The sequence below is a fragment of the Croceicoccus hydrothermalis genome, assembly GCF_022378335.1.
GTDB classification, from domain to species: domain Bacteria; phylum Pseudomonadota; class Alphaproteobacteria; order Sphingomonadales; family Sphingomonadaceae; genus Croceicoccus; species Croceicoccus hydrothermalis.
Genome location: NZ_JAIQCI010000036.1, coordinates 1 through 25,727, shown reverse-complemented (window position 1 = coordinate 25,727; position 25,727 = coordinate 1). Strand labels below are relative to the sequence as shown.

The window sequence follows — 25,727 nt, the reverse complement described above, 5'->3', positions numbered from 1 at the left end:
AACGAGATGGAACATGGCTGAATTCGACTTTGACGTTATCGTGATCGGCTCCGGCCCCGGCGGATATGTCGCCGCGATCCGCGCAGCGCAGCTCGGGCTGAAAACCGCCTGCGTCGAAAGCCGCGAGACGCTGGGCGGGACCTGCCTCAATGTCGGGTGCATTCCGTCCAAGGCGTTGCTGCACGGCTCGGAGCTGTTCGAGGAAGCGCATGGCGGCACCATGGCGAAGTTCGGCGTCATGGCGGACAATGTCACGCTCGACCTGCCGGCGATGCAGGGCGAAAAGGAAACCGCGGTCAAGGAGCTGACCGGCGGGATCGCGTTCCTGTTCAAGAAGAACAAGGTCACCTGGCTCAAGGGGCGTGGCAGCTTCGTCGACAAGCACACCGTGCAGGTGGGCGAGGAGCAGCATTCGGCCAAGAACATCGTCATTGCCACCGGCTCGTCCGTAACCCCGCTTCCCGGTGTGGACATCGACAATGAGGGCGGCATCATCGTCGACAGCACGGGCGGTCTCGCGCTCGACCGCGTGCCGGAGAACATGGTCGTCATCGGCGGCGGGGTCATCGGTCTGGAGCTCGGCAGCGTATGGCGCAGGCTCGGTGCGAAGGTCACGGTCATCGAATATCTGGACAAGCTGCTGCCCGGCATGGACGAGGATATCCGCAAGGAAGCGGGCAAGATCTTCAAGAAGCAGGGCATGGAGCTCAAGCTCAATACCAAGGTCACCGGCGTCGAGGTCAAGGGCAAGACCGCCACGTTGACCATGGAGCCCGCCAACGGCGGCGATGCCGAGACGATCGAGGCGGATTGCGTGCTTGTCGCGATCGGGCGCCGGCCGAATACGGACGGGCTGAACCTCGATGCGATCGGTCTAGAGCCGAACGAACGCGGCCAGATCGTGCCCGATCACGATTTCCGCACCAAGGTCGACAGCGTGTGGGCGATCGGCGACGTGATCCCCGGCCCCATGCTCGCCCACAAGGCCGAGGACGAGGGTATCGCCGTGGCCGAAAACATCGCCGGCGAGCAGGGCATCGTCAATCACGCGATCATTCCCAATGTCGTTTATACCATGCCGGAGATCGCAGGCGTAGGCATGACCGAGGCCGAGGCGAAGGCAGACGGCCACGAGGTCAAGGTCGGCAATTTCCCGATGATGGCGAACAGCCGCGCGAAGACCAACCGCGAACCCGAGGGTTTCGTGAAGGTCATCGCCGATGCGAAGAACGATCGTGTGCTGGGCGCATGGTGCATCGCGTCGCTCGCCGGCACGATGATCGCACAGATCGCGCAGGCCATGGAATTCGGCGCGACGAGCGAGGACATCGCCTATACCTGCCATGCGCATCCGACCCATTCGGAGGCGATCAAGGAAGCGGCCATGGCCGTGCGCGGCAAACCCATCCACATCTGATCGGGCCGCGCCCCATGGACGGCCCCGCCCTGCCGCCGCTGCTCGACCTTGCGGGCACGGCGGTCTTTGCGCTGACCGGCGCACTGCTCGCCGCGCGATTGCGGCAAAGCTTCGTGACGGTGTGTTTCTTTGCGCTGGTCACGGGGGTCGGCGGAGGGACCGTGCGCGATCTGCTCATCGATGTGCCGGCGTTCTGGATCCGGTCGGGACAGGTCGCACCGGTGGTGTTCGCCGTCGCGCTGGTCGCATGGTTCACGCCGTCGCGATGGTGGGAGGGCCGTCTATTGGAATGGGCCGATGCCGCCGGGCTTGCCGCCTTTGCGGTGCTAGGCACGGCAAAGGCGCTTGCCTATGAGGTGGCGCTATTGCCGGCAATCGTGCTGGGCGTGGTATCGGGGTGTGTCGGCGGGATCATCCGCGACGTTCTGGCCGGCGTGCCGTCGATCCTGATGCGGCCGGAGCTTTACGTCACGGCGGCGGCGCTGGCGGCGTCGGGCTGCGCATTGTTGACGATGACGGGCTTGCCACAGGGGGCCGTGTGGAGCATCTCGGCACTTGCCGGTTTCGCCCTTCGCGGCGCGGCGCTCATCTGGCGAATCGAACTTCCGGCCTATTCTCGCGACGATTGACGCGGCAAAAAGCGCCCGGACGGAACAAGACCGACCGGGCGCAATGCGGATCAACGCAGTCCGCGAATATTATCGAAATCGAGGTAATTCACGCGCCCACGATCGGTCCGGCATTCGAAGCGGCCCGAATCCCAGCCACGCATGTCGTTGCGATAGCCGCGATAATCGCCGCCCCAGCCATTGCCATAACGCCCCCCGCGATAGCCGGTGTCGACCGCGATACGCCCCTTTACCCGATATCCGTCACGGCGGCGGTCGACATCGCGAACGTCGGTCACGTCCACGCGGCGAAAGCCTCGGCGATAGGCTTCGCGCTCGGCCGTGCGGATGCAACGTTCGACGGCATCGCGCGCCGAACCGCCCCTGTAATAGCCATCGCGATTGTCGTAACGGCGATCGTAACGCCGGTCATAACGATCGTCGTAACGGTCGCGGTAGCGGTCATTGCGCCCGCCGGAGGTTGCGATGGCCGCAATCCCGCCAAGGATCAGGGCCCCTGCGATAATGTCGCCTGTGTCGATACCGCGATCACGCCGATCGGCAAATGCGGGAGTGATGCTGCCCGCCATCATGGTTGCGGCGGCGGCAGTCCCGACAACCGCCTTCATCATGGGCGTTTTCATTACAGGGGGCATGGCGGTTCCTTCCTTTGGCAAGGGTCGAGGGCAGGGTTGCCCGTCGGGAACCGTTCTACACCCGTTTCAATGTGTCCTCACTGAACCCCGCGGATAGGATTTGTTCATATTCGCGGGGTTTATCCTGAATCCTATCGATTCTCGCTCGGCGTGAAACCGGTCCAGTGGGCGAGGAAGCCCATGATGTCCGAAAACTCCTCGATGATCTTCGCGACAGGTTTGCCGCTGCCGTGCCCGGCATTGGTTTCGATGCGAATGATACGGGGCCGTTCGCCGAGTTCGGCATTCTGAAGCGCGGCGACATATTTGAAACTGTGCCCCGGAACCACGCGGTCGTCGGTGTCGGCCGTAGTGGTGAGGATGGCAGGATAGTCGGTGCCGGAGCGGATATTGTGATACGGCGAATAGCTGCGCAGAACGCGCCAGTCCGCCTCGCGATCCGGATAGCCGTAATCGTCGACCCAGTACCGCCCGGCGGTCCAGCGATCGAAGCGCAGCATGTCCATCACCCCGACAGCGGCATGGACCGCGTCGAACAGGTCGGGACGCTGATTCGTGACGGCCCCCATCAGGAGACCGCCATTCGACCGCCCCTCGATCGCGAGCTGGTTCTTACCCGCGACACCGTTCGCCTTAAGCCATTCACCCGCTGCGATGAAATCGTCGAACACGTTCTGCTTGTTCGCGCGCCGCCCGGCATCGTGCCACGCATCGCCATATTCCCCGCCGCCACGCAGGTTCGCCATCGCATAAACGCCGCCCCCCTGAAGCCACGCCATGCGCGTGGCGCTATAGGACGGGGTCAGCGAGATGTTGAACCCGCCATAGCCGTAAAGCATCGTCGGCGCGGGTCCGGTCACGTCCTTGCGCTTGACGATGAACATCGGGATCTCGGTCCCGTCCCTGGAGGGGTAGAACACCTGCTCCACACTGTAATTACCGGGATCGAAGGCCAGGTCGACCGTGGCGAATTCGCGGGTCACCCCGGTATCGGGATCAAGCTTCATGATCGTGCCGGGCGTCGTGAAGGACGAGAAACCGAACCAGGCATCGTCGTCGCCCGGCTCGCCGCTGATCCCGCCGACGGACCCGATCCCGGCCAGTTCCACGGTTCCCGCATTATCGCCATCCAGCGTATAGCGCCGCAATTGTGAAGCCGCATCGACGAGATAGCTCGCCACGATGCGGTCGCCCACGATCGCCGCACCTTCTAGGTTCTGTTCCGCCTCGGCGACCACGTCAGTGAATTGCGGCGCGTCACCCGACAGATCGACCATCGTGATCTTTTTGAGCGGCGCGCCCTTGCTCGACACGAACCACAGCCGGTCGCCGATCCCGTCGATCAGATCCCACTGCGCCTCGGCCTCCCCGATCAGCGTCATCGGCGTCCAGTCGCCACGCCCGACCGGGATAAGGTGGACGCGGGACGTCGGATCGGTGCCTTCGTTGCTGTTAATCACGACCCAGCGGCCATCGCTCGTCGTGCTGGCCACATGGCCCAGCTTGGGCATGTCGGGGGTCGCATAGACCAAACGGTCTTCCGACTGCGGCGTACCGATCTTGTGATAATACACCGCCTGATTGTAATTCAGCGCCTGGAAATCCTGTCCTGCCTCGGGTTCGGGAAAGCGTGAATAGAGGATGGCATCGTCGCCAAGCCAGGTAAGCCCCGTGAATTTGGCCAATTCGATGCTGTCGTCGAGCGGTTCGCCCGTGGCGGTATCGACGAAACGGATCGTGCGCCAGTCGCTGCCCCCCTCCTGAACCAGATAGGCCAGGAACTGCCGCTCTTCGACGCCTTCCATCCGGCGAGCGCGGTCGTGCCATCGTCCGACCACGCGTTGGGGTCGAGCAGGACGCGCGCGTTCCCGTCGATCGACTCCGCGTCGGCGTCCGCGATCATCAGCACGTTCTGATTCTGAAGCCCGGTATTATGTTCGTAGAGGAGCGCATCGCCCGCCTTGACCGGCGTGCCGAACCGTTCGTAGTCGAGCAATTGCGAAAGCTTCTTTTCGAAGAACGCACGCTCGGGCAATTGCTTGAGATAATCATCGGCGTAGGCGCTCTGCCGCGCGACCCAATCGGCCACCTCGGCGTCGTTGCGCACATCCACCTCGAGCCAGCGATAAGGATCGGCGACCTGTTCGCCGAAGAATGTCTCGCTCACATCGCCCCGCTTCGTTTCGGGGTAGTCGGGGCGGGCAGGTTCATCGGTTTTCATAGCGGAGGGCGCTCCCTGAGCCGACACCTGCGACGGCAGCACCGCGATCGCGGCAAGCGATACGGCACCGAGCAGGCCGGCCATGCGTTTGCCTGAAATCATGCAATCATTCCCTCTTCGATCTGTACTGCGCTTCAGATGCGCAATCTGTGTCGCGAATACAAGATTTCAGATGAAACGAGAATGAAGCCCATGAAAAAGGCGCCGCGGAAACGATGTTCCGCGGCGCCTCCGGTCGTGCGTTTCGTGACGCGATCAGGCGTCCTCGAATTCGTCTTCGGTCTGCACCGGGCCGGAATCCTGACCCTTGGCATCGACATCGCGGTCGACGAGTTCGATAATCGCGATCGGTGCCGCATCCGACGCGCGGAAGCCGGCCTTCACGATGCGCGTGTAACCGCCCTCGCGATCGGCGTAGCGGGTTGCCAGCGTATCGAACAGCTTCACCAGCTGCGCATCGTCCATGAGACGCGCCTGCGCGAGCCGGCGATTGGACAGGCCGCCCTTCTTCGCCAGCGTGATCAGCTTTTCGATATAGGGACGCAGTTCGCGCGCCTTGGGCGTGGTGGTCTTGATCTGCTCATGCTTGATGAGCGCGGCGGCCATGTTGCGCAGGAGGGCCTTGCGGTGGCCCGTCTTGCGCTGCAGCTTACGGCCGGAGATTTTATGACGCATTTCGTTCTTCCTGGTTCGTAAGGGGGCCGTACAAGGTACCCCGGTACAGGCTGTCATACGGGCAGCCTTCTAACCCGTGGCGCCCCGGACCGGACCGGACCGGGACGCGATTGCGATCAGCCGAGCAGTTCCTGCTCCAGCTTCTTCGCCATTTCCTCGATATTCTCAGGCGGCCAGCCCGGAATATCCATACCGAGACGCAGGCCCATGCTGGACAGCACTTCCTTGATCTCGTTCAGCGACTTGCGGCCGAAATTCGGCGTGCGGAGCATTTCCGCTTCCGTCTTCTGCACCAGGTCGCCGATGTAGATGATGTTGTCGTTCTTGAGGCAATTGGCCGAACGCACCGACAGCTCGAGCTCGTCGACTTTCTTGAGCAGGTAGCGGTTGAGTTGGTTGGCGTCGGATTCCTCCGGCTGCGCGGCGACGCCGGCGGTCTGCTGCACGCCCTGCGGAATGCCATCCTCGAAATGCACGAACAGCGTCAGCTGATCCTGAAGAATGCGCGCGGCATAGGCCACGGCGTCCTCGGGCGTGACCGTTCCGTCGGTCTCAACCGTCAGATTGAGCTTGTCATAGTCGAGCTCCTGCCCGACGCGGGCGTTCTCGACCTTGTAGGACACCTGGCGCACCGGCGAATAGAGCGCGTCGACCGGAATGAGGCCGATCGGCGCATCGGCCGGGCGGTTCTGCGCCGCGGGAACATAGCCCTTCCCGCTCTCGGCAGTCAGTTCCATGTTCAGCGTCGCACCCTCGTCGAGGTGGCAGATGATGAGATCCTTGTTCATCACCTCAATATCACCGGTCACGGCAATATCGCCCGCCTTCACTTCGGCAGGGCCGGTGACGGACAGGTTGAGACGCTTCGCGCCCTCGCCTTCCATCTTCAGTGCGACCTGCTTGATGTTGAGCACGATGTCGGTGATGTCCTCGCGCACGCCGGCGAGAGACGAGAATTCGTGAAGGACGTTGTCGATCTTGATCGACGTGATCGCCGCGCCTTGCAGCGACGACAAAAGCACACGGCGCAGCGCATTGCCGAGCGTCAGGCCAAAGCCGCGTTCCAGCGGTTCGGCGACGAAGGTCGCGCGACGCTTGGCATCGCCACCGCTCTTGATTTCGAGGCTGTTGGGCTTTTTCAGTTCCTGCCAGTTCTTGTTATTGACGGACATGGACTTCCCCTAGGGTTTTAACATGAATTGCGGCGCCATCCGGATGACGGCCGCCAGGCAGATGATCCGAAGGACGGGCCGGGGATCCTTCCGGCTCGCCCTCGCGCGTTCGGATCAGACGCGGCGGCGCTTGGACGGGCGCACGCCATTGTGCGGGATGGGGGTCACGTCGCGGATGGAGGTGATGGTGAAACCCACCGCCTGCAGTGCGCGCAGCGCGCTTTCACGGCCGGAACCGGGGCCCTTGACCTCGACCTCGAGCGTGCGGACGCCATGCTCCGCCGCCTTCTTGCCGGCATCGTCGGCGGCAACCTGCGCGGCATAGGGCGTCGACTTGCGGCTGCCCTTGAAGCCCATCATGCCGGCCGAGGACCAGCTGATCGCATTGCCCTGCGCGTCGGTGATGGTGATCATGGTGTTGTTGAAGCTGGCGTTCACATGCGCGACGCCGCTGGAGATATTCTTGCGCTCGCGCCGCTTAATGCGCTGGGGTTCGCGTGCCATAATGGAAATTCCTGTCGTAGAACTGGGAAGGGAAAGCTGGGCCTACGCCCGCTTACTTCTTCTTGCCGGCAATCGGCTTTGCCTTGCCCTTGCGGGTGCGTGCATTGGTATGCGTACGCTGGCCGCGAACGGGAAGGCCCCTACGATGGCGAAGACCGCGATAGCAGGCCAGATCCATCAGGCGCTTGATGTTCATTGCGGTTTCACGGCGAAGATCGCCCTCGACCGTGTAGTCGCTGTCGATCGTTTCGCGAATCTGCACGACTTCCTGGTCGGTCAGATCCTGAACCCGGCGGGTGTGATCGATATCGAGCTTGTCGGCGATGTCCTTGGCGGACTGCGGGCCGATACCGTGAATATAGGTCAGCGCGATAATCAGGCGCTTGTTGGTGGGGATGTTCACCCCGGCAATACGAGCCACTTTTTTCTCCTGCTCCACAGGGCCGTTGCCGACCCTTCGGTTATTACCGAAGGCAGTGCGGCGACTCCCCATCTCATAGCGTTGATGCCCGCACGAACACCGGATAGCCGGCAACCCCGGCGATACGGGAAAGCGGACAAATCCGAATTCATAGCGAGCGAAGGGCGCGCTTACGCAGATTCGCAGGGACTGTCAACGCCCGGCGCTCCGACATGGTGACCAGGCCCGCGCCATGACGCGCAGCGCTCAGGAAAGAATGGCTTCGATCCGATCGGTCACAGCCTCGATATCGGCCATACCGTCCACGCGCGACACGATCCCCCGTTCATCATAGATGGGAAGGATGGGCGCGGTTTTGGCGCGATATTCCGCCATGCGCGTGCGCACGGTTTCCTCATTGTCGTCGGGCCGGCGCTTGAACTCGGTCGAACCGCAGGCGTCGCAGATGCCTTCGACCTTCGGCCGTTCGAAGATATCGTGATAGCCCTTGCCGCAATTGGCGCAGGAAAACCGCCCGACGATCCGTTCGACGAGCGCGTCTTCGTCGACCTCGAGTTCGATGACATGATCGAGCTCGCGGCCGTGTTTGGCCAGGATTTCATCCAGCGCGGCGGCCTGCACCGCTGTGCGGGGATAGCCGTCGAAAATCGCGCCCGTGCCCTCGTCCATCGCTTCGAGTTCGGCCGAAATCAGCGCAGACACGATCTCATCCGAAACGAGTTCACCTGCATCCATCACCGCTTTCGCCCGCTGCCCGATCGGCGTCTTCGCCTTCACCGCGGCGCGAAGCATGTCGCCGGTCGAAAGCTGGCGCATGCCATGCCGATCGACGAGCCGCTGGGACTGGGTGCCTTTGCCCGCTCCGGGAGGGCCGAGAAGGATGATGTTCATGCGAGGTTTCCCCAAACCGTCCGGCTGAGCCGGCTATCGCAGGCGGCCTTTCAGCTTCGCCTTCTTTATGAGATCGCCGTATTGATGCGCAAGCAGATGGCTTTGAATCTGCGCGATCGTATCGACAGTGACGTTGACCACGATCAACAGGCTGGTGCCACCAAGGAAGAAAGGCAAGCCCGTTTGCGCAATCACATATTCCGGCAGGACACAGACCAGCGTCAGATAGGCCGCGCCAATGACCGTGATGCGTGTAAGCACGTAATCGAGATAGTTCGCCGTGTTCCGCCCCGGACGGATCCCCGGAATGAAGCCGCCGTTCTTCTTCAGGTTTTCCGCCGTTTCTTCTGGATTGAACACGACCGCGGTATAGAAGAAGGTGAAGAAGATGATCCCCGCCGCATAGAGCAGCATGTACAGCGGCGCACCATGTTGCAGATATTGGTTCAGCGTCACCAAAATCCCGCCCATCGTGCTGTCGGGCGTGACCGAACTGCCGGCGAACTGCGTGATTGTAAGCGGCAGCAGCAGCAGCGAACTCGCAAAGATCGGAGGTATGACGCCGGCGGTGTTGAGCTTGAGCGGCAGATGGCTGCGATCCGCCTGCATCATGCCGCGCTGCCCCGCACGCTTCGGATATTGGATGAGCAAACGCCGGTTCGCGCGCTCCATGAAACAGATGAACAGCACCAGTCCGACGATCACGACGATAAGCGCCACTATCAGGAACGGCGAGATGGACCCGGAACGGCCGCCTTCGAAAAGCTGTGCGGTGATCGTCGGGAACTGCGCGATGATGCCCGCCATGATGATCAGCGAAACGCCGTTGCCAATGCCGCGCGACGTGATCTGTTCACCTAGCCACAGCAGGAACATCGTACCGCCGATAAGGCTGATGACCGCACCGATGCGGAACATGAGGCCAGGATCGACGACGGCCTGCAAACCGCTCGCAGCGGCGTAGCTTTCAAGGCCGACCGCAAGGAAATAGCCCTGCACCGCTGTCAGCCCGACGGTGCCGTAGCGGGTATACTGGTTGAGCTTTTTCCGCCCGCTCTCGCCCTCTTTCTTGAGCGCGGCCAGCGCAGGGTGAAGCGACGCGGCGAGCTGCACCACAATGGATGCCGTGATGTAAGGCATGACGCCGAGCGCGATGAGGCTCATGCGCTCGAGGCTACCGCCCGAAAACGTGTTGAACAGATCGAGCACACCGCCGCGCGTCTGTGCGTAGAGATCCTGAAGGATCAGCGGGTTAACCCCGGGAAGCGGAACGAAACTCAGGAAACGGAACACGATCAGCGCGCCGATCGTGAACCAGATCCGGTTCTTCAGCTCCGTCGCCTTTGAAAAATTGGCGAGGCTCAGATTGCTTGCAAGATTGTCGGCTCGTGATGCCATGATCGTTCAAATGCCTTGTTGGGGCGAAAGAATGTTCCTGCGTCGCGGCACCTGAAAGATAGCCGATATCGACGGACGAACGAACCGGCCCGGAACGTTTCCGCCCGGGCCGGTTGCAAGACCTTACTCGGCCGCCGCGGGCGTCTCGACCGAGCCGCCCAGCTTCTCGACCGCTTCACGCGCGCCCTTCGACGCACCGGCGACCTTGAACTGCGCCTTCGTCGTCATCTCACCCTTGGCGAGAAGGCGGACACCGTCCTTGCCGCCGCGCGCGAGACCGGCGGCCTTCAGTGCGGCGTGATCGATCACGCCGCTCGCATCGAGCTTGCCGGCGTCGATGAACTTCTGGATCATGCCAAGGTTCACCTCGGCATAATCCTTGCCGAACGGGTTGTTGAAGCCGCGCTTCGGCAAACGCATGTGGAGCGGCATCTGACCGCCCTCAAAGCCCTTGACGGCGACGCCCGAACGGCTCTTCTGACCCTTCTGACCGCGACCGCTGGTCTTGCCCTTGCCGGAGCCGATACCACGGCCCACCCTCATGCGGGATTTGCGGGCACCATCGTTGTCACGAATTTCATTCAATTTCATAATCTGCACTCGCTTTCGCTTTGATTCGCGCTTTCGGTCCCGGAAGGAACCGTCGGAAGTGGGCGCCTTAGCCATAGCGCAGGGAAATGTCACCCCCCGCGCCGAAGGATTGTCCCCGCGGTATTGTCGTCTTCACGAAAAAGGCCGGGCAGCAGTTGCCCGGCCTTTCAATCGTCACGTCCGGTGTCGATCAATCGATGATCTGCACCAGGTGCGGGATCTTCGCGATCGCGCCGCGAACCTCGGGCGTGTCCTGACGCTCGACTACGCGGTGCATCTTGCCCAGCCCCAGGCCGACAAGGATCTTCTGCTGCGATTCGGGGCGGCGGATCGGCGAACCGGTCTGCTTAATCTTGATGGTGTTGGCCATGATCGCTTACTCCACGACTGCCGCGGCTTCGGCTTCTGCCTCGGCCTCGGTCGATCCACCGCGGCCCAGCAGGTCGGCGACCTTCTTGCCACGACGCTGCGCCACGGACTTCGGCGACGACTGGTTCGCCAGTGCCGAGAACGTCGCACGGATCATGTTGTAGGGATTGGACGTGCCGACCGACTTGGTCACGACGTCGGCAACGCCCAGGCTCTCGAACACGGCGCGCATTGGACCGCCCGCGATGATGCCCGTACCGGCCGGAGCCGTGCGGACATTGACCTTGCCCGCACCGAAACGGCCCTTGCCGTCATGGTGAAGGGTGCGGCCTTCCTTTAGGGGAACGCGGACCATCGTCTTCTTCGCGGCGGCGGTGGCCTTGTTGATCGCCTCGGGAACTTCGCGGGCCTTGCCCTTGCCGAACCCGACCCGGCCCTTGCCGTCGCCGACCACGACCAGCGCCGCAAAGCCGAAGCGCTTGCCGCCCTTTACCGTCTTGGAAACCCGGTTGATGTGAACGAGCTTTTCGATCAGTTCCTCGCCATCGTCATTGTTGCCGCGACCGCCACGGCGATCGTCACGCCCGCCGCGCCCACGACCGCGGCCACCGCCACGCTCGTTGCCGCCACGATCGTTGCGTCCGCCGCGACCGCGCTGTTCGCGCGGCTGCGAGGGATCACCGGCGGCGGACGACTGATTGTCGGCCGCTTCGGTGCTTGCCGTCGTCGGCGTGGGCGTGGTGCCCGCGTTGTCGACCTGCGTCGCTTCGTTGTTGTTTTCGTCAGCCATCATCAGAACTCCAGCCCGCCCTCGCGTGCGGCGTCGGCCAGCGCCTTGACGCGGCCATGGAAAAGGAAACCGCCACGGTCGAACACAACGGACGTCACGCCCGCCTTCTTGGCGGCGGCGGCAATATCCTTGCCCACCTGAGCGGCGGCATCCGCGGTGGCGCCGGTGGTCTTGCCGTTCAGCGTCGATGCCGCGGCCAGGGTCCGACCCTGCGCATCGTCGATAACCTGGGCATAGATATGACGCCCGGTGCGGTGCACCGAGAGACGCGGGCGGCCATTGCCACGCTCGCGCAGCGCGGTACGGACCCGGCGGCGGCGACGTTCGAAAAGGGAAAGCTTTGCCATCTTACTTCTTCTTCCCTTCCTTGCGGAAGACATACTCGCCGCGATACTTGATGCCTTTGCCCTTATAGGGTTCGGGCTTGCGCCAGCGGCGGATCTCGGCGGCGAACTGGCCGACGGCCTGCTTGTCGATGCCGCTGATCTCGACCGTGGTCTGATCCGGCGTCTTGACCTCAACACCCTCAGGCACATCGAGATCGACGTCGTGGCTGAAGCCGAGCTGCAGCTTGAGCTTGCGACCCGAAGCCTGCGCACGATAGCCGACGCCATTGATTTCGAGGACCTTGGTGTAACCCTCGGTCACACCCTCGACGAGGTTCGAAACGAGCGTGCGCTGCATACCCCAGAAAGCGCGTGCTTCCTTGGAATCATTGGCAGGCTGCACGGAGATCTCGCCATCACGCACTTCGTAGGAAATGTTGTCGGCCAGTCCGAGGGTCAGCGTGCCCTTCGGCCCCTTCACCGTCAGCACGTCGTCGGCGATCTTCGCCTCGACATTGCTGGGCATGGGGACGGCACGTTTACCGATGCGGCTCATCAGAACACCTCCGCAAGCACTTCGCCGCCGACGTTCTCGTTGCGCGCTTCGGCATCCGAAAGCACGCCACGCGGCGTCGAGACGATGGTGATGCCAAGACCGCCACGCACGCTGGGAAGCTCCTTGCTGCCCGAGTAGATGCGGCGGCCCGGCTTGGACACGCGGGCGACATGCTTGATCGCAGGTTCGCCTTCGAAATATTTCAGTTCGATCCGCAGCGCCTTGTGCTTGCCGGTTTCGTCTTCGCTATAGCCACGGATGTAGCCTTCGCGCTCCAGAACCGACAGGACATTCGCGCGCAGCTTGGACGCCGGCGAAAGGACGGAATCCTTCTTCGCCTGCTGGCCGTTGCGGATACGGGTGAGCATGTCACCCAGGGGATCGGTCATTGCCATCGTTCAGATCCTCACCAGCTCGACTTGGTTACGCCCGGGATCATGCCCTTGTTGGCAAGATCGCGCAGTTCGATACGGTTGAGACCGAACTTGCGGTAATAACCACGCGGGCGACCGGTGGTCGTACAGCGGTTGCGGATGCGCGTCGGATTACCGTTGCGCGGGATTTCGGCCATCTGAAGCCGCGCGACCCAACGCTCGGATTCCTCGAGCGATTCGTCGTCCGCGATAGCCTTGAGCTTCGCGTATTTCGCAGCATATTTCAGAGCGAGCTTCTTGCGACGCTCGTTCTTGTTGATGGAACTCAGTTTCGCCATGGACTTAAGCTCTCTTTCCGGGGCGGCTCACGCCGCCTCCTTCTTGTCCTGCTCATCGGCAGGGAACGGGAAACCGAACAGGCGCAGCAGCTCGTGCGCTTCCTCGTCGGTCTTGGCAGTGGTGGTGACGATGATGTCCATCCCACGCACCGTTTCGATCTGGTCGTAGCTGATCTCGGGGAAGATGATCTGCTCCTTGATGCCCATCGCGTAATTGCCGCGCCCGTCGAAGCTCTTCGGGTTCAGTCCGCGAAAGTCGCGGATACGCGGCATGGCAATGGTGACCAGCCGGTCGAGAAATTCGTACATGCGTTCGCGGCGCAGGGTGACCTTGCAACCGATCGGCATGTCTTCGCGCAGCTTGAACTGTGCGATCGACTTCTTTGCCTTGGTGATGACCGGCTTCTGCCCGGCAATCAGCTCCATTTCGGCTGCGGCGGTCTGGACCTTCTTCTTGTCCTGGCTCGCCTCGCCGACGCCCATGTTGAGCGTGATCTTCTCGATCCGCGGAACCTCGAAGCCGTTCCTGTAGCCGAACTTCTCGGTCATCGCCTTAACGATTTCGTCATCGTACTTGGCGCGGAAACGGGGGGTATAATCAGCCATCGATCTTCTCTCCGGACTTGACGGCGACACGCACCTTCTTGCCGTCCTGCTCTTCAAAGCGGACGCGGGTGGGCTTGCCATCCTTCGGGTCGGCGACGGCAACCTTGGAGATCGCCATCGGCGCAGGGTTGCGGTCGATGCCGCCCTGCGGGTTCGCCTGCGTCGGCTTGCGGTGACGGGTGGCGACGTTCACGCCGTCCACGAGCACCTTGCCATCCTTCGGCATGACCTGCAGCACAGTGCCGGTCAGCCCCTTGTCCTTACCAGACAGGACAACGACGCTGTCACCCTTCTTGATCTTTGCAGAAGCCATTACAGCACCTCCGGAGCCAGGCTGACGATCTTCATGAAACCGCGTCCGCGCAGTTCGCGCACGACGGGGCCAAAGATACGCGTGCCGATCGGCTCTTCGTTCTTGTTCACCAGCACGGCGGCATTGCCGTCGAAACGAATGACGCTGCCGTCCGGGCGGCGCACATCCTTGCGGGTGCGGACGATCACGGCACGGTGCACGTCGCCCTTCTTCACCTTGGCACGCGGCTGCGCTTCCTTCACGGAGACGACGATCACGTCGCCAACGCTCGCGGTGCGCCGCTTCGAGCCGCCCAGCACCTTGATGCACTGGACGCGCTTGGCGCCGCTGTTGTCAGCGACATCCAAGTTGGATTGCATCTGGATCATGGATCCGGTTCCTTCTCAATTGGCTTGCCGGAACGATATGTCCGGCAGTTCCACAAACTTGTCTAACGCCTCAGGCGTTTTCGGAGAGATCCGCCTCGACGGCCTCACCCTTGCCGGCGACGATCCGGTCGATGACACGCCACGTCTTCAGCTTGGACATGGGCTTCGTCTCTTCGATCCGCACGACTTCGCCGGGCTTGTAGGCGTTCTCTTCGTCGTGTGCATGATATTTCTTCGAACGGCGGATGATCTTCCCGTAAAGGGGGTGCTTCACCTTGCGCTCGACATTCACCACGACGGTCTTGTCTGTCTTGTCGGACACCACGGTGCCGGTCAGAATACGTTTGGGCATCGGTGTTTCCTCAAGCCTGCGCTTCGGCCGAACGGGTCCGTTCGGTCTGAAGCGTCTTGATGCGGGCGATGTCGCGGCGAACTTCCTTGATCCGCGCCGGACGCTCGATCTGGTTGGTTGCAGCCTGGAAACGGAGGTTGAATGCCTCGCGCTTCAGCTCAGCGAGATCGGACGAAAGCTGGTCGTCGGTCTTCCCGCGAAGATCTTCAATCTTTGCCATTTTCTCGACTTCCTTTATTCGCCACCAAGGTGGGAGCTGTCGCCGAGGCGAGCAACGACCTTGGTCTTGATCGGCAGCTTCATTGCGGCGCGTTCGAACGCTTCGGCCGCGAGCGGACCGGCAACGCCGTCCAGCTCGAACAGAATACGGCCGGGCTTCACCCGAGCGGCCCAGTATTCGACCGAACCCTTGCCCTTACCCTGACGGACTTCGGCAGGCTTCTTCGAAACCGGAACGTCCGGGAACACGCGGATCCACAGACGCCCCTGACGCTTGATGTGGCGCGTGATCGCACGGCGAGCCGCCTCGATCTGGCGCGCGGTGATCCGCTCGGGTTCCATCGCCTTCAGGCCATAGGACCCGAAGTTCAGCGTGGTGCCACCCTTGGCCGTGCCATGGATCTTGCCCTTGAACGCCTTGCGGAACTTGGTCTTTTTCGGTTGCAGCATGTTATCTACTCAGCTCCCAAGCTCTCAGCGTGCCGGACGGACGCCGGAAGTCTGGGCTTCCATCATCAGGCGGTCCTGCGCCATCGGGTCGTGGCCGAGGATCTCGCCTTTGAAGATCCAGCACTTGATACCGATGATGCCATAGGCGGTCAGCGCCTCGGCATCGGCGTAATCGACGTTCGCGCGCAGCGTGTGCAGCGGAACACGACCTTCGCGATACCATTCGACGCGGGCGATCTCGGCACCGCCGAGACGGCCGCCACACGTGATCTTGATGCCCTCGGCACCAAGGCGCAGCGCGGACTGCACCGCGCGCTTCATCGCACGACGGAAGGCCACACGGCGAACCAGCTGATCGGCAATGCCCTGCGCGACGAGCTTGGCATCGATTTCCGGCTTGCGGATCTCGACGATGTTCAGCTTGACCTCGCTCGACGTCATCTTCGACAGCTTCGCGCGCAGCTTTTCGATGTCCGCGCCCTTCTTGCCGATGATGACACCGGGGCGGGCAGCATAGATCGAGATGCGGCAAAGCTTTGCCGGACGCTCGATCACGACCTTCGAAATGGCGGCCTGTGGCAGCGTATCGACGATATACTTGCGGATCTCGATGTCTTCCTTGAGCAGCTGACGGTAATCGCCGCCTTCGGCGTACCACCGGCTGTCCCAGGTGCGGTTGATCTGCAGGCGCAGGCCGATCGGATTGCTTTTCTGACCCATCTTACGCCTCTTCTTCCTGCTCGCGAACCACAATGCGCAGCCGGCTGAACGGCTTCAGGATGCGGGTGCTCTTGCCCCGACCGCGCGTGTGGAAACGCTTCATGGTGATCGACTTGCCGACGCTGGCCTCGGCGACAACGAGAGCGTCGACGTCAAGATTGTGATTGTTCTCGGCATTGGCGATGGCCGATGCGAGAACCTTCTGCGCGTCGCGCGCCATCGCCTTGTTCGAAAAGGAGAGGATGTTCAACGCATCCTCGGCCTTCTTGCCGCGGATCAGGCCGGCAACGAGATTCAGCTTCTGCGCGGAACCACGAATGGTCGTGCCCACGGCGAGAGCCTCGTTGTCGCCTACGCGGCGGGGAGCGGATTGCTTGCCCATCAGCGCTTGCCCTTCTTGTCAGCGGCGTGACCCGGGAAGCTGCGCGTGGGCGCGAATTCACCGAGCTTGTGCCCAACCATGTCCTCACTGACGGACACGGGAATAAACTTGTGGCCGTTATAGACGCTGAACGTCAGGCCGACGAACTGCGGCAGGATCGTCGAACGACGCGACCAGGTCTTGATCGCACCCCGGGTTGCGCCGTCCTGCGCAGCCTCGGCCTTCTTGAGAAGGTGAAGATCGACGAAGGGGCCTTTCCAGACGGAACGTGCCATGGCTTACCTCTTCTTCTTCGCGTGGCGAGAACGGATAATCATCTTGTCCGTCTGCTTGTTCTTGCGGGTACGAGCACCCTTGGTCGGCTTGCCCCACGGGGTCACCGGATGACGACCGCCGGAGGTCCGGCCTTCACCACCGCCGTGCGGGTGGTCGACCGGGTTCTTGGCCACACCACGCGTCAGCGGGCGACGACCCATCCAGCGCTTGCGACCGGCCTTCGCCAGAGTCTGGTTCGAATTGTCGGGGTTCGAAACTGCCCCGACCGTACCCATGCAATCGCCGCGCAGGTAACGCTGCTCACCCGAATTCAGGCGAACGATCACGAGACCGCGGTCACGCCCAACGACCTGGGCGTAGGTGCCTGCCGAACGGGCGATCTGCCCGCCCTTGCCCGGCTTCATCTCCAGATTGTGGCAGATGGTGCCGACCGGCATGGTGGACAAGAGCATGGCATTGCCGGGCTTCGTATCCGCCTTCTCCGATGCGACGACCGTGTCGCCAACGGCGAGACGCTGCGGCGCGAGGATATAGGACTGCTCGCCGTCTTCGTACTTGACGAGGGCGATGAACGCCGTGCGGTTGGGGTCATATTCAAGGCGCTCGACCGTAGCCGGCATGTCCCACTTGCGACGTTTGAAGTCGATATAGCGGTACTTCTGCTTGTGCCCGCCTGCGATACCGCGCGAGGTCACATGCCCCTTGTTGTTACGGCCGCCGGTCTTGCGCTTGCCTTCGGTCAGCCCCTTGACTGGGCGACCTTTCCAGAGCGCCGACTTGTCGACGAGGACGAGGCCGCGGCGTGCCGGGCTCGTCGGTTTGTAATTCTTGAGTGCCATGTTCCGCGCCTCAGATCCCGCTGGTGACGTCGATGGACTGGCCTTCGGCCAGCGTCACGATCGCCTTCTTCATGTCGGTGCGCTTGTAGGGCTTGCCCTTCCAACGCTTCGTCTTACCCTTCTGGACGACGGTGTTCACATTCGTGACCTTGACGTCGAACAGCGCCTCGACGGCCGCCTTGATCTCGGGCTTCGTCGACGAATCGGCGACCTTGAAGACCACGGCGTTGTTTTCCGACAACAGCGTCGATTTCTCGGTAATGTGCGGCGCAACGATCACGTCGTAATGCCGCACGTCGATGTCCTGCTGCTTAGCCATTGAACCGCGCCTCCAGCTTTTCGACAGCGGACTTCGTCAGCACCAGCGTGTCGTGGTTCAGAATGTCATAGACATTGGCGCCGATCGCGGGGAGCACGTCCACCCCGATCAGATTGCCCGATGCCTTGCGGAAGCCTTCGTCGACGCTCTCGCCATCGATGACCAGCACCTTGCGGCCAAAGCCCAGCTTCTCGAAATTCGACAGCAGGACCTTCGTCTTGGCGTCTTTCATCTCGAGGCTGTCAAGAACGACGATATTGTCGTTCTGCGCCTTGGAAGAAAGCGCCATCTTCAGGCCGAGCGCACGGATCTTCTTGGGAAGCGAGATATCGAAATCCCGCTTGCGCGCACCGTGAGCCTTGCCGCCGCCAATGAAGATCGGTGCCTTGCGATCGCCGTGACGCGCGGTACCGCCGCCCTTCTGATTGCCGTACTTCTTGCCGGTGCGCGCAACGTCGGAACGCTCACGCGTGGGACGGGCGGTGCCGCGGCGATTTTCAAGCTGCCAGGTAACGACGCGGTGCAAGATGTCGGCGCGCGGCTCAACACCGAACACGGCATCCGACAGCTCGACATCGCCATTGGCCTTGCCCTCGAGGGTCTTAACATTGACCTTCACGATCAGGACTCCTTGGCTGCACCGTCGGACGTGCCGGCGGTGGTGTCATTGCTCAGCGTATCGGCGCCGGCTTCCTGCTCGTTCAGCAGCTTTGCCTGCTGCTCGGCATCGACCTCGGGGACGACAGCGTGCTCTGCAGCCGTCTCGACCATGCCGGCATCGGCTTCCTGATGATCGGGCTGCGTGTTCTTCTTCTCGAGCAGCGCGCCGGGGAACGGGACGCCCTCGGGAAGCGGAAGCTTCACCGCGTCCTGCACGATCAGCCAGCCATTCTTCGCACCCGGCACCGAACCCTTGACGAAGAGCAGGCCGCGGTCTGCGTCGGTACGCACGATTTCGAGATTCTGCTGCGTGCGCTGGCGATCGCCCATGTGACCGGCCATCTTCTTGTTCTTGAAGACGCGGCCCGGATCCTGACGGTTACCCGTCGAACCGTGCGAACGGTGCGAGATGGATACGCCATGCGTTGCGCGCAGACCGCCGAAGCCCCAGCGCTTCATCGCACCGGCAAAGCCCTTGCCCTGCGTATGCCCGGTGATGTCGACCTTCTGCCCGGCAACGAAATGCTCCGCAGAAATCGATGCGCCAACAGGCAGCAAGCCGTCCTCGCCTTCGAGACGGAACTCGGCGAGCTTCATCTTGAGGCCAACCTCGGCCTTCGCGAAATGCTCGCGCTGCGGCTTCGCAACGTTCTTCTGTTTTGCTTCGCCGGCACCGAGCTGCACCGCGACATAGCCGTCGCGGTCAAGGGTGCGGTGCGAAACAACCTGACAATCTTCCAACGCCAGGACCGTCACCGGTACATGCCGGCCGTCCTCTTGGAAAAGGCGGGTCATCCCCACCTTTTTGGCGATCACGCCAGTGCGCATGATCAAATCTCCTTACAGAGGCCTGCCGGACCATCCAGCAGGCTTGATCGGCCCAATTTGTCATGCGTCGCCCCGTCCGGGCCGATGTGCTTCACGAACGAAGCGAGACGGGGGACGCAGCCCGGGCGGTTGCCCGGCGGTATCCCGAAATCTTCGCCCTCGGTTACCCGAGGACAGGAAAATCAAGCGAGCTTGATCTCCACGTTCACACCAGCGGCCAAGTCTAGCTTCATCAAAGCATCGACGGTCGAGGCATTCGGCTGCACGATATCGAGCAGACGCTTGTAGGTGCGAACCTCGAACTGCTCCCGCGACTTCTTGTCGATGTGCGGACCGCGGTTCACGGTAAACTTCTCAATACGCGTCGGCAGCGGAATGGGGCCACGAATGAGTGCGCCGGTGCGGCGCGCGGTTTCTGCGATTTCGCCAGTCGCCTGGTCGAGAACGCGATGATCGAACGCCTTGAGGCGAATACGAATATTCTGAGCTTCCATTTCCAACTACCGATGCGAAAGAGCCGAGAATGACAAATGCCATTCCATAACAAAGAAAGAACCGCCCCACCTCTCCATCGCCATATCCCGAAGGCTTCTGGCGTGGGAAGGGGCGGCCCTTCCGAAAATTCCGGTCGACCGAATCTGTTACGACCCGGTCGATGGAGCGCGTATATTACTTCGTGATCGTGCTGACAACCCCCGAACCGACAGTCCGGCCACCTTCACGGATTGCGAAGCGAAGGCCTTCGTCCATCGCGATCGGCGCGATCAGTTTGACCGCGATGGTCACGTTGTCGCCCGGCATAACCATTTCGGTGCCCTCGGGAAGGATCACTTCGCCGGTGACGTCGGTCGTGCGGAAGTAGAACTGCGGACGATAGTTCGCGAAGAACGGCGTGTGACGACCGCCCTCGTCCTTCGACAGGACGTAGACTTCGGCGTTGAACTCGGTGTGCGGCGTGATCGAGCCGGGCTTGCAGAGAACCTGGCCGCGCTCGACGTCGTCACGGGCAACACCGCGAACCAGAGCACCAATGTTGTCGCCGGCTTCGCCCTGATCGAGCAGCTTGCGGAACATTTCGACGCCGGTCACGGTGGTCTTCGTGGTGTCCTTGAGGCCGACGATCTCGACTTCCTCACCAACCTTCACGATGCCGGTTTCTACGCGACCGGTCACAACCGTACCACGACCCGAGATCGAGAAGACGTCCTCGACCGGCATCAGGAATGCCTGATCGACCGGGCGAGCGGGCTGCGGGATGTAGTCGTCGACAGCCTTCATCAGCTCGAGAATCTTTTCCTTGCCGATGTTGTCGTCGCGGCCTTCGAGGGCGGCGAGAGCCGAGCCGGCAACGATCGGAATATCGTCGCCCGGAAAATCGTAGCTGGACAGCAGCTCACGGATTTCGAGTTCGACGAGCTCGAGCAGCTCTTCGTCGTCGACCTGGTCGACCTTGTTCATGAACACGACCAGAGCCGGCACGCCGACCTGACGTGCGAGCAGGATGTGCTCGCGGGTCTGCGGCATCGGGCCGTCAGCAGCGTTCACCACCAGGATCGCGCCGTCCATCTGCGCCGCGCCGGTGATCATGTTCTTCACATAGTCGGCGTGGCCGGGGCAATCGACGTGCGCATAGTGGCGCGCATCGGTCTCGTATTCGACGTGCGCGGTCGAGATCGTGATGCCGCGCTCGCGCTCTTCGGGCGCCTTGTCGATATTTGCGAAATCGACGGCCGTGCCGCCCGACGTTTCGGCGAGCACCTTGGTGATCGCGGCGGTCAGCGTGGTCTTGCCGTGGTCGACGTGACCGATGGTGCCGATGTTGCAGTGCGGCTTGTTCCGCTCAAATTTAGCTTTCGCCATGATGTAAAACCTCTGTTCGTCTGATTTAAATTGACTGCGGGAAGGACGGCACCCGCTGAATCAGGCGCCGCCCCTAAACCGAACCTGCCGCTTAGGCAAGCTTCTCCTTCACCTCGGCTGCGACATTTGCCGGAACTTCGTCATAGTGCGAGAACTGCATGGAGTACTGCGCACGCCCCTGCGTGAAGGAACGAAGCTCGTTGACGTAGCCGAACATGTTCGCCAGCGGCACGAAGGCATCGACCGCCTGCGCAATACCGCGGGTGTCGGTGCCCTGAATCTGACCGCGCCGCGAATTGAGATCGCCGATGACGTCGCCGAGGTAATCCTCGGGCGTGATCACCTCGACCTTCATGATCGGCTCGAGCAGCTTGATGCCCGACTTCTGCGCAACGTCGCGCATTGCGCCGCGACCCGCGATTTCGAACGCCACGGTGGACGAGTCGACATCGTGATACGCGCCGTCGACCAGCTTGATCGTGAAGTCGATGATCGGGAAGCCGACGAGATAGCCGCTTTCGGCCTGCTCGCGGAAACCCTTTTCAACGGACGGGATATATTCGCGCGGAATATTGCCGCCCTTGATCTCGTCGATGAAAACAACGCCCTGGCCGCGTTCACCGGGGGTGACGACGACCTTGACGCGGCCGAACTGACCGGAGCCACCCGACTGCTTCTTGTGGGTGTAGTCGACTTCGACTTCCTTGGCGAGCGACTCGCGATACGCCACCTGCGGTGCGCAGACGTTCGCCTCGACCTTGAACTCGCGCTTCATGCGATCGACGAGAATGTCGAGGTGAAGCTCGCCCATGCCCTTGATGATCGTCTGACCCGATTCGTGATCGGTGGTCACCCGGAACGAGGGATCCTCGGCGGCGAGGCGATTGAGCGCGACGCCCATCTTTTCCTGGTCGGCCTTCGTCTTGGGTTCCACCGACAGTTCGATGACCGGCTCGGGGAATTCCATGCGCTCGAGGATGATCGGCGCGGACGATGCGCACAGCGTGTCGCCTGTCGTCGTTTCCTTCAGGCCCGCAATCGCGACGATATCGCCGGCAAACGCCTCATCGATGTCTTCGCGGTTGTTGGAATGCATCAGCAGCATGCGGCCGATCTTTTCCTTCTTGTCCTTCACCGAGTTCAGGACCGAACCCTTGGCGAGTTGACCGGAGTAGATGCGTGTGAACGTCAGCGTGCCGACGAACGGATCGTTCATGATCTTGAACGCGAGGGCCGAGAACGGCGCATCGTCGCTCGACGGACGGGTCTCTTCCTTGTCGCTGTCAGGGAGCACTCCGCGAATGGCGGGCACGTCGACCGGCGAGGGCATGTAATCGACGACGGCGTCGAGCAAAGGCTGCACGCCCTTGTTCTTGAACGCCGAGCCGCAGATGACGGGCACGAATGCCTGCGCCAGCGTACCCTTGCGGATCAGACGCTTGAGCGTCGCGGCATCGGGCTCCTGCCCTTCGAGATAGGCTTCCATGACCTCATCGTCCTGCTCCACGGCAGTTTCGATGAGCTTCTCGCGATATTCGGCAGCCTTGTCGGCGAGGTCGGCCGGGATGTCGACATAGTTGAAGGTCGCGCCCAGACCGTCGTTTTCCCAAACGATGCCGCGATTGTTCACGAGATCGACAACACCCTGCAAGTCCGCCTCTGCACCGATCGGGAGATACAGAACAAGCGGGGTCGCACCGAGACGTTCGACGATGGAATTAACGCAATAATAAAAGTCGGCGCCGGTGCGGTCCAATTTATTGATGAAGCACATCCGCGGAACTTTGTACTTGTCCGCCTGGCGCCACACGGTTTCCGACTGCGGCTCAACGCCGGCAACGCCGTCGAATACTGCGACCGCACCGTCGAGCACGCGCAGCGAACGTTCGACTTCGATGGTGAAGTCCACGTGGCCGGGGGTGTCAATGATGTTGATGCGGTGCTTGGGACCTGCGCCGTCTTCGGCGGCCCAGAAGGTCGTCGTTGCGGCGGACGTAATCGTGATGCCGCGCTCCTGCTCCTGCTCCATCCAGTCCATGGTGGCGGCGCCGTCGTGGACTTCGCCGATCTTGTAGGACTTGCCGGTGTAGTAGAGAATGCGTTCGGTGGTCGTGGTCTTGCCAGCGTCAATATGCGCCATAATGCCGATATTGCGATAGCGTTCCAGCGGATATTCGCGGGCCATGGGAGTTTCCTCGGGTGCTATGGGATGGACGGCCTGCGGTGGCCGGACCTGCCCCATATAGTTATAAATATGACCGGCGGAAGACAGGGCGGAGACGATCCGCCATGTCTATCCACCGTTTCGCCTCATCGGCGCATGTTACCAGCGGTAATGGCTGAACGCGCGGTTGGCATCGGCCATGCGGTGGGTATCTTCGCGCTTCTTGACCGCGTTGCCGCGGTTGTTCGACGCGTCCATCAGCTCACCCGAAAGGCGGGCAGCCATGGTCGTTTCGGGGCGGTTGCGGGCCGCCGTGATGAGCCAGCGAATGGCCAGCGCCTGCGCACGCTCGGGGCGAACCTCGACCGGGACCTGATAGGTGGCACCGCCGACGCGGCGGCTGCGGACCTCGATCTGCGGCATGATGTTGTTCAGCGCATCGTGGAACAATTGCACCGGGTCGGTCTTGGCGCGGGTCTCGACGGTTTCGAGCGCACCATAGACGATCGATTCGGCGGTGGACTTCTTACCGTCGTACATGAGATTGTTCATGAACTTCGACAGGATCTGATCACCGAACTTGGGATCGGGCAGGATGACGCGCTTTTCGGGGCGACGACGACGTGACATGTTACATTAACTCCTGAAAAGAGCAGCCGGGGGCGCGGGCATGCGGCCTGCACCCCGCGCGGCTTACTTCGGACGCTTGGCGCCGTATTTCGAACGGGACTGCTTGCGATCCTTCACGCCCTGCGTGTCGAGAACGCCGCGCAGCACGTGGTAGCGCACGCCGGGAAGGTCGCGGACACGGCCGCCGCGGATCAGCACGACGGAGTGTTCCTGAAGGTTGTGGCCTTCGCCCGGGATGTAGGTGATGACTTCGCGGCCATTGGTCAGGCGCACCTTGGCCACCTTGCGAAGCGCGGAGTTCGGCTTCTTCGGGGTGGTGGTGTAGACACGGGTGCAAACGCCGCGCTTCTGCGGGTTGGCTTCCATCGCCGGAACCTTGGACTTCGCCTTTTGCGGCACGCGGCCCTTGCGGACCAGCTGATTGATCGTCGGCATAGTATCTTCCTTGTTTCCGACAGGAGGTTTCCCGCCGGTTCCGCCCTTCCCCGCGCGTTTCGGCGGATGGGAAAGGGCAATTTCTTCCTGTTGCGCGCTGCCCCAATGGGACGACACGCCGCAATCCTTCGCCTGCATGGCAAGGCATGCGCGGTATGCGGATATGTTGGTTTCGGTGGTTCACGTCACGCGCGAAAACGGCGGTGTATAAAATACGCCGCCCGACGCCGTTCGGTGAGCCGAAAAACACTCCACCCCGACGCATGGCCCGCAGGGTTACTTTGACGGATATTCGCGCATGTGCGCGCCTCACCGGCAATGTTCAGCTCTATGACTGTTGGACGAATCCAACCTTTCGTGCGCCGCGCCTAGGGGAGAATGGCCGCGGGGTCAAGGGCGATCCCATTGCGGTCAATCCGTAATTTCTTTTCGCTTAGCCAACAAAGTCAACAAATGCTTGTCGCCACGCGGCGTGATACCCCAATACGTTTGGCGATCAGCGACCGCGCGTCGTCGCTCACCCTCCTTAATCAAATCTAGCGCCCGAAATTGCGTGATAACCTCGTTCCAGCATTCCAGGGTAACACCCCCCTGGGCGGTATGAACTATAAGGCCCTTCAACCTTCGAGGCCGTTTGCAAGTTTGATAGAATACTCCGGATCTCTCACTCGTTTGCTTCACCGATTAAAGCAGGACCAATGAGTTTAAAAATATCATCCCATGTGGAGTTAATTTCCCAAGTGTGATCCGCCCAAGTTTCAGTCTCATCATTCAACAAACGCCACTCTCCAAAAATTTTCAGCGGATCACTTCCCGATTGAAGATAGTGGTCGATTTCTGTTCCTGAATTATTTATTGATCGGTCTTTCAATTGGGAATTTTCTTTAGTCAATTCAGCTACCTGCTCGAGAAGTTTTAGCCCGTCGTATTCACCGGACCGGTCCTAAAGGGTTAGCGGGAGTGGCCTAAGCCTCTGATCTGAATTAGGAACTGGGTGTC

General features: G+C 61.7%; 36 protein-coding genes and 1 pseudogene. 2 read left to right on the top strand and 35 right to left on the bottom strand.

From position 1 onward, the window contains the following. The first annotated feature begins 13 nt into the window (after positions 1-13). Positions 14-1,417 (top strand): dihydrolipoyl dehydrogenase, encoded by a 1,404-nt coding sequence (lpdA, locus tag K4G67_RS15195; protein WP_239807157.1) that lies wholly within the window; start codon positions 14-16, stop codon positions 1,415-1,417. Positions 1,418-1,431: 14 nt separating this feature from the next. After that, on the top strand, positions 1,432-2,046 hold the full coding sequence (locus K4G67_RS15190) for a trimeric intracellular cation channel family protein (protein ID WP_239807156.1): 615 nt from the start codon (positions 1,432-1,434) through the stop codon (positions 2,044-2,046). A gap of 50 nt (positions 2,047-2,096) precedes the next feature. Here the strand turns inward: K4G67_RS15190 and K4G67_RS15185 are convergent, their stop codons facing one another. From K4G67_RS15185 to K4G67_RS15020, 35 genes and pseudogenes are all read right to left on the bottom strand, one after another. Then, a complete protein-coding gene (locus K4G67_RS15185; protein ID WP_239807155.1) occupies positions 2,097-2,669 on the bottom strand; it encodes a hypothetical protein in 573 nt (190 codons plus the stop codon). A gap of 143 nt (positions 2,670-2,812) precedes the next feature. Next, the gene (locus K4G67_RS17700; protein WP_338026447.1) at positions 2,813-3,427 is read right to left on the bottom strand and encodes a prolyl oligopeptidase family serine peptidase; all 615 of its coding nucleotides are present in this window, start codon (positions 3,425-3,427) and stop codon (positions 2,813-2,815) included. 294 nt (positions 3,428-3,721) lie between these two features. Continuing rightward, positions 3,722-4,902: pseudogene (locus K4G67_RS17695) on the bottom strand (prolyl oligopeptidase family protein); the annotation flags it as partial. 255 nt (positions 4,903-5,157) lie between these two features. Continuing rightward, positions 5,158-5,577 carry a 50S ribosomal protein L17 gene (gene rplQ, locus K4G67_RS15175; RefSeq protein ID WP_239807154.1) on the bottom strand — a complete coding sequence of 140 codons (420 nt, stop codon included), beginning with the start codon at positions 5,575-5,577 and terminating at the stop codon, positions 5,158-5,160. A 116-nt stretch (positions 5,578-5,693) separates the two neighbouring features. Continuing rightward, entirely contained in the window at positions 5,694-6,749 is a 1,056-nt protein-coding gene (locus K4G67_RS15170) for a DNA-directed RNA polymerase subunit alpha (protein WP_239807153.1), read from the bottom strand. Between the two features lie 114 nt (positions 6,750-6,863). Further along, positions 6,864-7,253 carry a 30S ribosomal protein S11 gene (gene rpsK / locus K4G67_RS15165; RefSeq protein ID WP_057884041.1) on the bottom strand — a complete coding sequence of 130 codons (390 nt, stop codon included), beginning with the start codon at positions 7,251-7,253 and terminating at the stop codon, positions 6,864-6,866. A gap of 52 nt (positions 7,254-7,305) precedes the next feature. Then, the gene (gene rpsM / locus K4G67_RS15160) at positions 7,306-7,674 is read right to left on the bottom strand and encodes a 30S ribosomal protein S13 (protein WP_239807179.1); all 369 of its coding nucleotides are present in this window, start codon (positions 7,672-7,674) and stop codon (positions 7,306-7,308) included. A 246-nt stretch (positions 7,675-7,920) separates the two neighbouring features. Continuing rightward, positions 7,921-8,565, bottom strand: coding sequence for an adenylate kinase (locus K4G67_RS15155; protein WP_239807152.1), 645 nt, complete (start codon positions 8,563-8,565; stop codon positions 7,921-7,923). A gap of 33 nt (positions 8,566-8,598) precedes the next feature. Beyond that, entirely contained in the window at positions 8,599-9,963 is a 1,365-nt protein-coding gene (gene secY, locus K4G67_RS15150; protein WP_239807151.1) for a preprotein translocase subunit SecY, read from the bottom strand. Positions 9,964-10,086: 123 nt separating this feature from the next. Further along, entirely contained in the window at positions 10,087-10,554 is a 468-nt protein-coding gene (gene rplO, locus K4G67_RS15145) for a 50S ribosomal protein L15 (RefSeq protein ID WP_239807150.1), read from the bottom strand. Between the two features lie 190 nt (positions 10,555-10,744). Further along, entirely contained in the window at positions 10,745-10,924 is a 180-nt protein-coding gene (gene rpmD / locus K4G67_RS15140) for a 50S ribosomal protein L30 (protein WP_239807149.1), read from the bottom strand. A 6-nt stretch (positions 10,925-10,930) separates the two neighbouring features. Beyond that, positions 10,931-11,713 (bottom strand): 30S ribosomal protein S5, encoded by a 783-nt coding sequence (gene rpsE, locus K4G67_RS15135; protein WP_420830049.1) that lies wholly within the window; start codon positions 11,711-11,713, stop codon positions 10,931-10,933. A gap of 2 nt (positions 11,714-11,715) precedes the next feature. Beyond that, on the bottom strand, positions 11,716-12,060 hold the full coding sequence (rplR, locus tag K4G67_RS15130) for a 50S ribosomal protein L18 (RefSeq protein ID WP_239807147.1): 345 nt from the start codon (positions 12,058-12,060) through the stop codon (positions 11,716-11,718). Position 12,061: 1 nt separating this feature from the next. Continuing rightward, on the bottom strand, positions 12,062-12,595 hold the full coding sequence (gene rplF, locus K4G67_RS15125; RefSeq protein ID WP_239807146.1) for a 50S ribosomal protein L6: 534 nt from the start codon (positions 12,593-12,595) through the stop codon (positions 12,062-12,064). Then, positions 12,595-12,990 (bottom strand): 30S ribosomal protein S8, encoded by a 396-nt coding sequence (rpsH, locus tag K4G67_RS15120; protein WP_202083661.1) that lies wholly within the window; start codon positions 12,988-12,990, stop codon positions 12,595-12,597. The genes rplF and rpsH overlap by 1 nt, the downstream gene beginning before the upstream one ends. A gap of 11 nt (positions 12,991-13,001) precedes the next feature. After that, on the bottom strand, positions 13,002-13,307 hold the full coding sequence (gene rpsN / locus K4G67_RS15115; protein WP_239807145.1) for a 30S ribosomal protein S14: 306 nt from the start codon (positions 13,305-13,307) through the stop codon (positions 13,002-13,004). Positions 13,308-13,334: 27 nt separating this feature from the next. Next, the gene (gene rplE, locus K4G67_RS15110) at positions 13,335-13,913 is read right to left on the bottom strand and encodes a 50S ribosomal protein L5 (protein ID WP_239807144.1); all 579 of its coding nucleotides are present in this window, start codon (positions 13,911-13,913) and stop codon (positions 13,335-13,337) included. Next, positions 13,906-14,226 (bottom strand): 50S ribosomal protein L24, encoded by a 321-nt coding sequence (gene rplX, locus K4G67_RS15105; protein ID WP_239807143.1) that lies wholly within the window; start codon positions 14,224-14,226, stop codon positions 13,906-13,908. The genes rplE and rplX overlap by 8 nt, the downstream gene beginning before the upstream one ends. After that, positions 14,226-14,594, bottom strand: a complete 369-nt coding sequence (gene rplN, locus K4G67_RS15100) for a 50S ribosomal protein L14 (RefSeq protein ID WP_202083652.1) — start codon at positions 14,592-14,594, stop codon at positions 14,226-14,228. The genes rplX and rplN overlap by 1 nt, the downstream gene beginning before the upstream one ends. A 70-nt stretch (positions 14,595-14,664) precedes the next feature. Further along, complete coding sequence (rpsQ, locus tag K4G67_RS15095) at positions 14,665-14,946, bottom strand: 30S ribosomal protein S17 (RefSeq protein WP_239807142.1); 282 nt, start codon at positions 14,944-14,946, stop codon at positions 14,665-14,667. A gap of 10 nt (positions 14,947-14,956) precedes the next feature. Then, a complete protein-coding gene (rpmC, locus tag K4G67_RS15090; protein ID WP_202083647.1) occupies positions 14,957-15,166 on the bottom strand; it encodes a 50S ribosomal protein L29 in 210 nt (69 codons plus the stop codon). Between the two features lie 14 nt (positions 15,167-15,180). Next, positions 15,181-15,615 (bottom strand): 50S ribosomal protein L16, encoded by a 435-nt coding sequence (rplP, locus tag K4G67_RS15085; RefSeq protein ID WP_202083645.1) that lies wholly within the window; start codon positions 15,613-15,615, stop codon positions 15,181-15,183. A 24-nt stretch (positions 15,616-15,639) separates the two neighbouring features. Continuing rightward, positions 15,640-16,335 (bottom strand): 30S ribosomal protein S3, encoded by a 696-nt coding sequence (rpsC, locus tag K4G67_RS15080; protein ID WP_239807141.1) that lies wholly within the window; start codon positions 16,333-16,335, stop codon positions 15,640-15,642. Between the two features lies 1 nt (position 16,336). Continuing rightward, positions 16,337-16,717 (bottom strand): 50S ribosomal protein L22, encoded by a 381-nt coding sequence (rplV, locus tag K4G67_RS15075; RefSeq protein ID WP_202083641.1) that lies wholly within the window; start codon positions 16,715-16,717, stop codon positions 16,337-16,339. Beyond that, positions 16,717-16,992 carry a 30S ribosomal protein S19 gene (rpsS, locus tag K4G67_RS15070; protein WP_202083631.1) on the bottom strand — a complete coding sequence of 92 codons (276 nt, stop codon included), beginning with the start codon at positions 16,990-16,992 and terminating at the stop codon, positions 16,717-16,719. The genes rplV and rpsS overlap by 1 nt, the downstream gene beginning before the upstream one ends. 3 nt (positions 16,993-16,995) lie before the next feature. After that, complete coding sequence (rplB, locus tag K4G67_RS15065; protein ID WP_239807140.1) at positions 16,996-17,832, bottom strand: 50S ribosomal protein L2; 837 nt, start codon at positions 17,830-17,832, stop codon at positions 16,996-16,998. Positions 17,833-17,842: 10 nt separating this feature from the next. Beyond that, positions 17,843-18,151: a 50S ribosomal protein L23 gene (locus K4G67_RS15060; protein WP_239807139.1), complete on the bottom strand. Its 309-nt coding sequence runs from the start codon at positions 18,149-18,151 to the stop codon at positions 17,843-17,845. Next, complete coding sequence (gene rplD, locus K4G67_RS15055) at positions 18,144-18,770, bottom strand: 50S ribosomal protein L4 (RefSeq protein ID WP_239807138.1); 627 nt, start codon at positions 18,768-18,770, stop codon at positions 18,144-18,146. Before rplD ends, K4G67_RS15060 begins: the two co-directional genes overlap by 8 nt. A 2-nt stretch (positions 18,771-18,772) precedes the next feature. Next, positions 18,773-19,639, bottom strand: coding sequence for a 50S ribosomal protein L3 (gene rplC, locus K4G67_RS15050; RefSeq protein WP_239807137.1), 867 nt, complete (start codon positions 19,637-19,639; stop codon positions 18,773-18,775). Between the two features lie 182 nt (positions 19,640-19,821). Next, positions 19,822-20,133 carry a 30S ribosomal protein S10 gene (rpsJ, locus tag K4G67_RS15045; protein WP_202083623.1) on the bottom strand — a complete coding sequence of 104 codons (312 nt, stop codon included), beginning with the start codon at positions 20,131-20,133 and terminating at the stop codon, positions 19,822-19,824. A gap of 175 nt (positions 20,134-20,308) precedes the next feature. Then, positions 20,309-21,499 carry an elongation factor Tu gene (tuf, locus tag K4G67_RS15040; RefSeq protein WP_239807136.1) on the bottom strand — a complete coding sequence of 397 codons (1,191 nt, stop codon included), beginning with the start codon at positions 21,497-21,499 and terminating at the stop codon, positions 20,309-20,311. 91 nt (positions 21,500-21,590) lie between these two features. Continuing rightward, a complete protein-coding gene (gene fusA, locus K4G67_RS15035; protein ID WP_239807135.1) occupies positions 21,591-23,684 on the bottom strand; it encodes an elongation factor G in 2,094 nt (697 codons plus the stop codon). A gap of 138 nt (positions 23,685-23,822) precedes the next feature. After that, complete coding sequence (gene rpsG, locus K4G67_RS15030; RefSeq protein ID WP_202083619.1) at positions 23,823-24,293, bottom strand: 30S ribosomal protein S7; 471 nt, start codon at positions 24,291-24,293, stop codon at positions 23,823-23,825. A 63-nt stretch (positions 24,294-24,356) separates the two neighbouring features. Then, positions 24,357-24,728: a 30S ribosomal protein S12 gene (rpsL, locus tag K4G67_RS15025; protein WP_127611038.1), complete on the bottom strand. Its 372-nt coding sequence runs from the start codon at positions 24,726-24,728 to the stop codon at positions 24,357-24,359. A 664-nt stretch (positions 24,729-25,392) separates the two neighbouring features. Next, a complete protein-coding gene (locus K4G67_RS15020) occupies positions 25,393-25,620 on the bottom strand; it encodes a hypothetical protein (RefSeq protein WP_239807134.1) in 228 nt (75 codons plus the stop codon). Positions 25,621-25,727 lie beyond the last annotated feature (107 nt).

What these genes read in the sequence shown, in the direction of transcription:
- lpdA (WP_239807157.1), top strand. Translation starts at nt 14, where the DNA reads ATGGCTGAATTCGACTTTGACGTTATCGTGATCGGCTCCGGCCCCGGC.
- K4G67_RS15190 (WP_239807156.1), top strand. Translation starts at nt 1,432, where the DNA reads ATGGACGGCCCCGCCCTGCCGCCGCTGCTCGACCTTGCGGGCACGGCG.
- K4G67_RS15185 (WP_239807155.1), bottom strand. Translation starts at nt 2,669, where the DNA reads ATGAAAACGCCCATGATGAAGGCGGTTGTCGGGACTGCCGCCGCCGCA.
- K4G67_RS17700 (WP_338026447.1), bottom strand. Translation starts at nt 3,427, where the DNA reads ATGGCGAACCTGCGTGGCGGCGGGGAATATGGCGATGCGTGGCACGAT.
- rplQ (WP_239807154.1), bottom strand. Translation starts at nt 5,577, where the DNA reads ATGCGTCATAAAATCTCCGGCCGTAAGCTGCAGCGCAAGACGGGCCAC.
- K4G67_RS15170 (WP_239807153.1), bottom strand. Translation starts at nt 6,749, where the DNA reads ATGTCCGTCAATAACAAGAACTGGCAGGAACTGAAAAAGCCCAACAGC.
- rpsK (WP_057884041.1), bottom strand. Translation starts at nt 7,253, where the DNA reads ATGGCACGCGAACCCCAGCGCATTAAGCGGCGCGAGCGCAAGAATATC.
- K4G67_RS15155 (WP_239807152.1), bottom strand. Translation starts at nt 8,565, where the DNA reads ATGAACATCATCCTTCTCGGCCCTCCCGGAGCGGGCAAAGGCACCCAG.
- secY (WP_239807151.1), bottom strand. Translation starts at nt 9,963, where the DNA reads ATGGCATCACGAGCCGACAATCTTGCAAGCAATCTGAGCCTCGCCAAT.
- rplO (WP_239807150.1), bottom strand. Translation starts at nt 10,554, where the DNA reads ATGAAATTGAATGAAATTCGTGACAACGATGGTGCCCGCAAATCCCGC.
- rpmD (WP_239807149.1), bottom strand. Translation starts at nt 10,924, where the DNA reads ATGGCCAACACCATCAAGATTAAGCAGACCGGTTCGCCGATCCGCCGC.
- rpsE (WP_420830049.1), bottom strand. Translation starts at nt 11,713, where the DNA reads ATGGCTGACGAAAACAACAACGAAGCGACGCAGGTCGACAACGCGGGC.
- rplR (WP_239807147.1), bottom strand. Translation starts at nt 12,060, where the DNA reads ATGGCAAAGCTTTCCCTTTTCGAACGTCGCCGCCGCCGGGTCCGTACC.
- rplF (WP_239807146.1), bottom strand. Translation starts at nt 12,595, where the DNA reads ATGAGCCGCATCGGTAAACGTGCCGTCCCCATGCCCAGCAATGTCGAG.
- rpsH (WP_202083661.1), bottom strand. Translation starts at nt 12,990, where the DNA reads ATGGCAATGACCGATCCCCTGGGTGACATGCTCACCCGTATCCGCAAC.
- rpsN (WP_239807145.1), bottom strand. Translation starts at nt 13,307, where the DNA reads ATGGCGAAACTGAGTTCCATCAACAAGAACGAGCGTCGCAAGAAGCTC.
- rplE (WP_239807144.1), bottom strand. Translation starts at nt 13,913, where the DNA reads ATGGCTGATTATACCCCCCGTTTCCGCGCCAAGTACGATGACGAAATC.
- rplX (WP_239807143.1), bottom strand. Translation starts at nt 14,226, where the DNA reads ATGGCTTCTGCAAAGATCAAGAAGGGTGACAGCGTCGTTGTCCTGTCT.
- rplN (WP_202083652.1), bottom strand. Translation starts at nt 14,594, where the DNA reads ATGATCCAGATGCAATCCAACTTGGATGTCGCTGACAACAGCGGCGCC.
- rpsQ (WP_239807142.1), bottom strand. Translation starts at nt 14,946, where the DNA reads ATGCCCAAACGTATTCTGACCGGCACCGTGGTGTCCGACAAGACAGAC.
- rpmC (WP_202083647.1), bottom strand. Translation starts at nt 15,166, where the DNA reads ATGGCAAAGATTGAAGATCTTCGCGGGAAGACCGACGACCAGCTTTCG.
- rplP (WP_202083645.1), bottom strand. Translation starts at nt 15,615, where the DNA reads ATGCTGCAACCGAAAAAGACCAAGTTCCGCAAGGCGTTCAAGGGCAAG.
- rpsC (WP_239807141.1), bottom strand. Translation starts at nt 16,335, where the DNA reads ATGGGTCAGAAAAGCAATCCGATCGGCCTGCGCCTGCAGATCAACCGC.
- rplV (WP_202083641.1), bottom strand. Translation starts at nt 16,717, where the DNA reads ATGGGCAAGCAATCCGCTCCCCGCCGCGTAGGCGACAACGAGGCTCTC.
- rpsS (WP_202083631.1), bottom strand. Translation starts at nt 16,992, where the DNA reads ATGGCACGTTCCGTCTGGAAAGGCCCCTTCGTCGATCTTCACCTTCTC.
- rplB (WP_239807140.1), bottom strand. Translation starts at nt 17,832, where the DNA reads ATGGCACTCAAGAATTACAAACCGACGAGCCCGGCACGCCGCGGCCTC.
- K4G67_RS15060 (WP_239807139.1), bottom strand. Translation starts at nt 18,151, where the DNA reads ATGGCTAAGCAGCAGGACATCGACGTGCGGCATTACGACGTGATCGTT.
- rplC (WP_239807137.1), bottom strand. Translation starts at nt 19,639, where the DNA reads ATGCGCACTGGCGTGATCGCCAAAAAGGTGGGGATGACCCGCCTTTTC.
- rpsJ (WP_202083623.1), bottom strand. Translation starts at nt 20,133, where the DNA reads ATGGAAGCTCAGAATATTCGTATTCGCCTCAAGGCGTTCGATCATCGC.
- tuf (WP_239807136.1), bottom strand. Translation starts at nt 21,499, where the DNA reads ATGGCGAAAGCTAAATTTGAGCGGAACAAGCCGCACTGCAACATCGGC.
- fusA (WP_239807135.1), bottom strand. Translation starts at nt 23,684, where the DNA reads ATGGCCCGCGAATATCCGCTGGAACGCTATCGCAATATCGGCATTATG.
- rpsG (WP_202083619.1), bottom strand. Translation starts at nt 24,293, where the DNA reads ATGTCACGTCGTCGTCGCCCCGAAAAGCGCGTCATCCTGCCCGATCCC.
- rpsL (WP_127611038.1), bottom strand. Translation starts at nt 24,728, where the DNA reads ATGCCGACGATCAATCAGCTGGTCCGCAAGGGCCGCGTGCCGCAAAAG.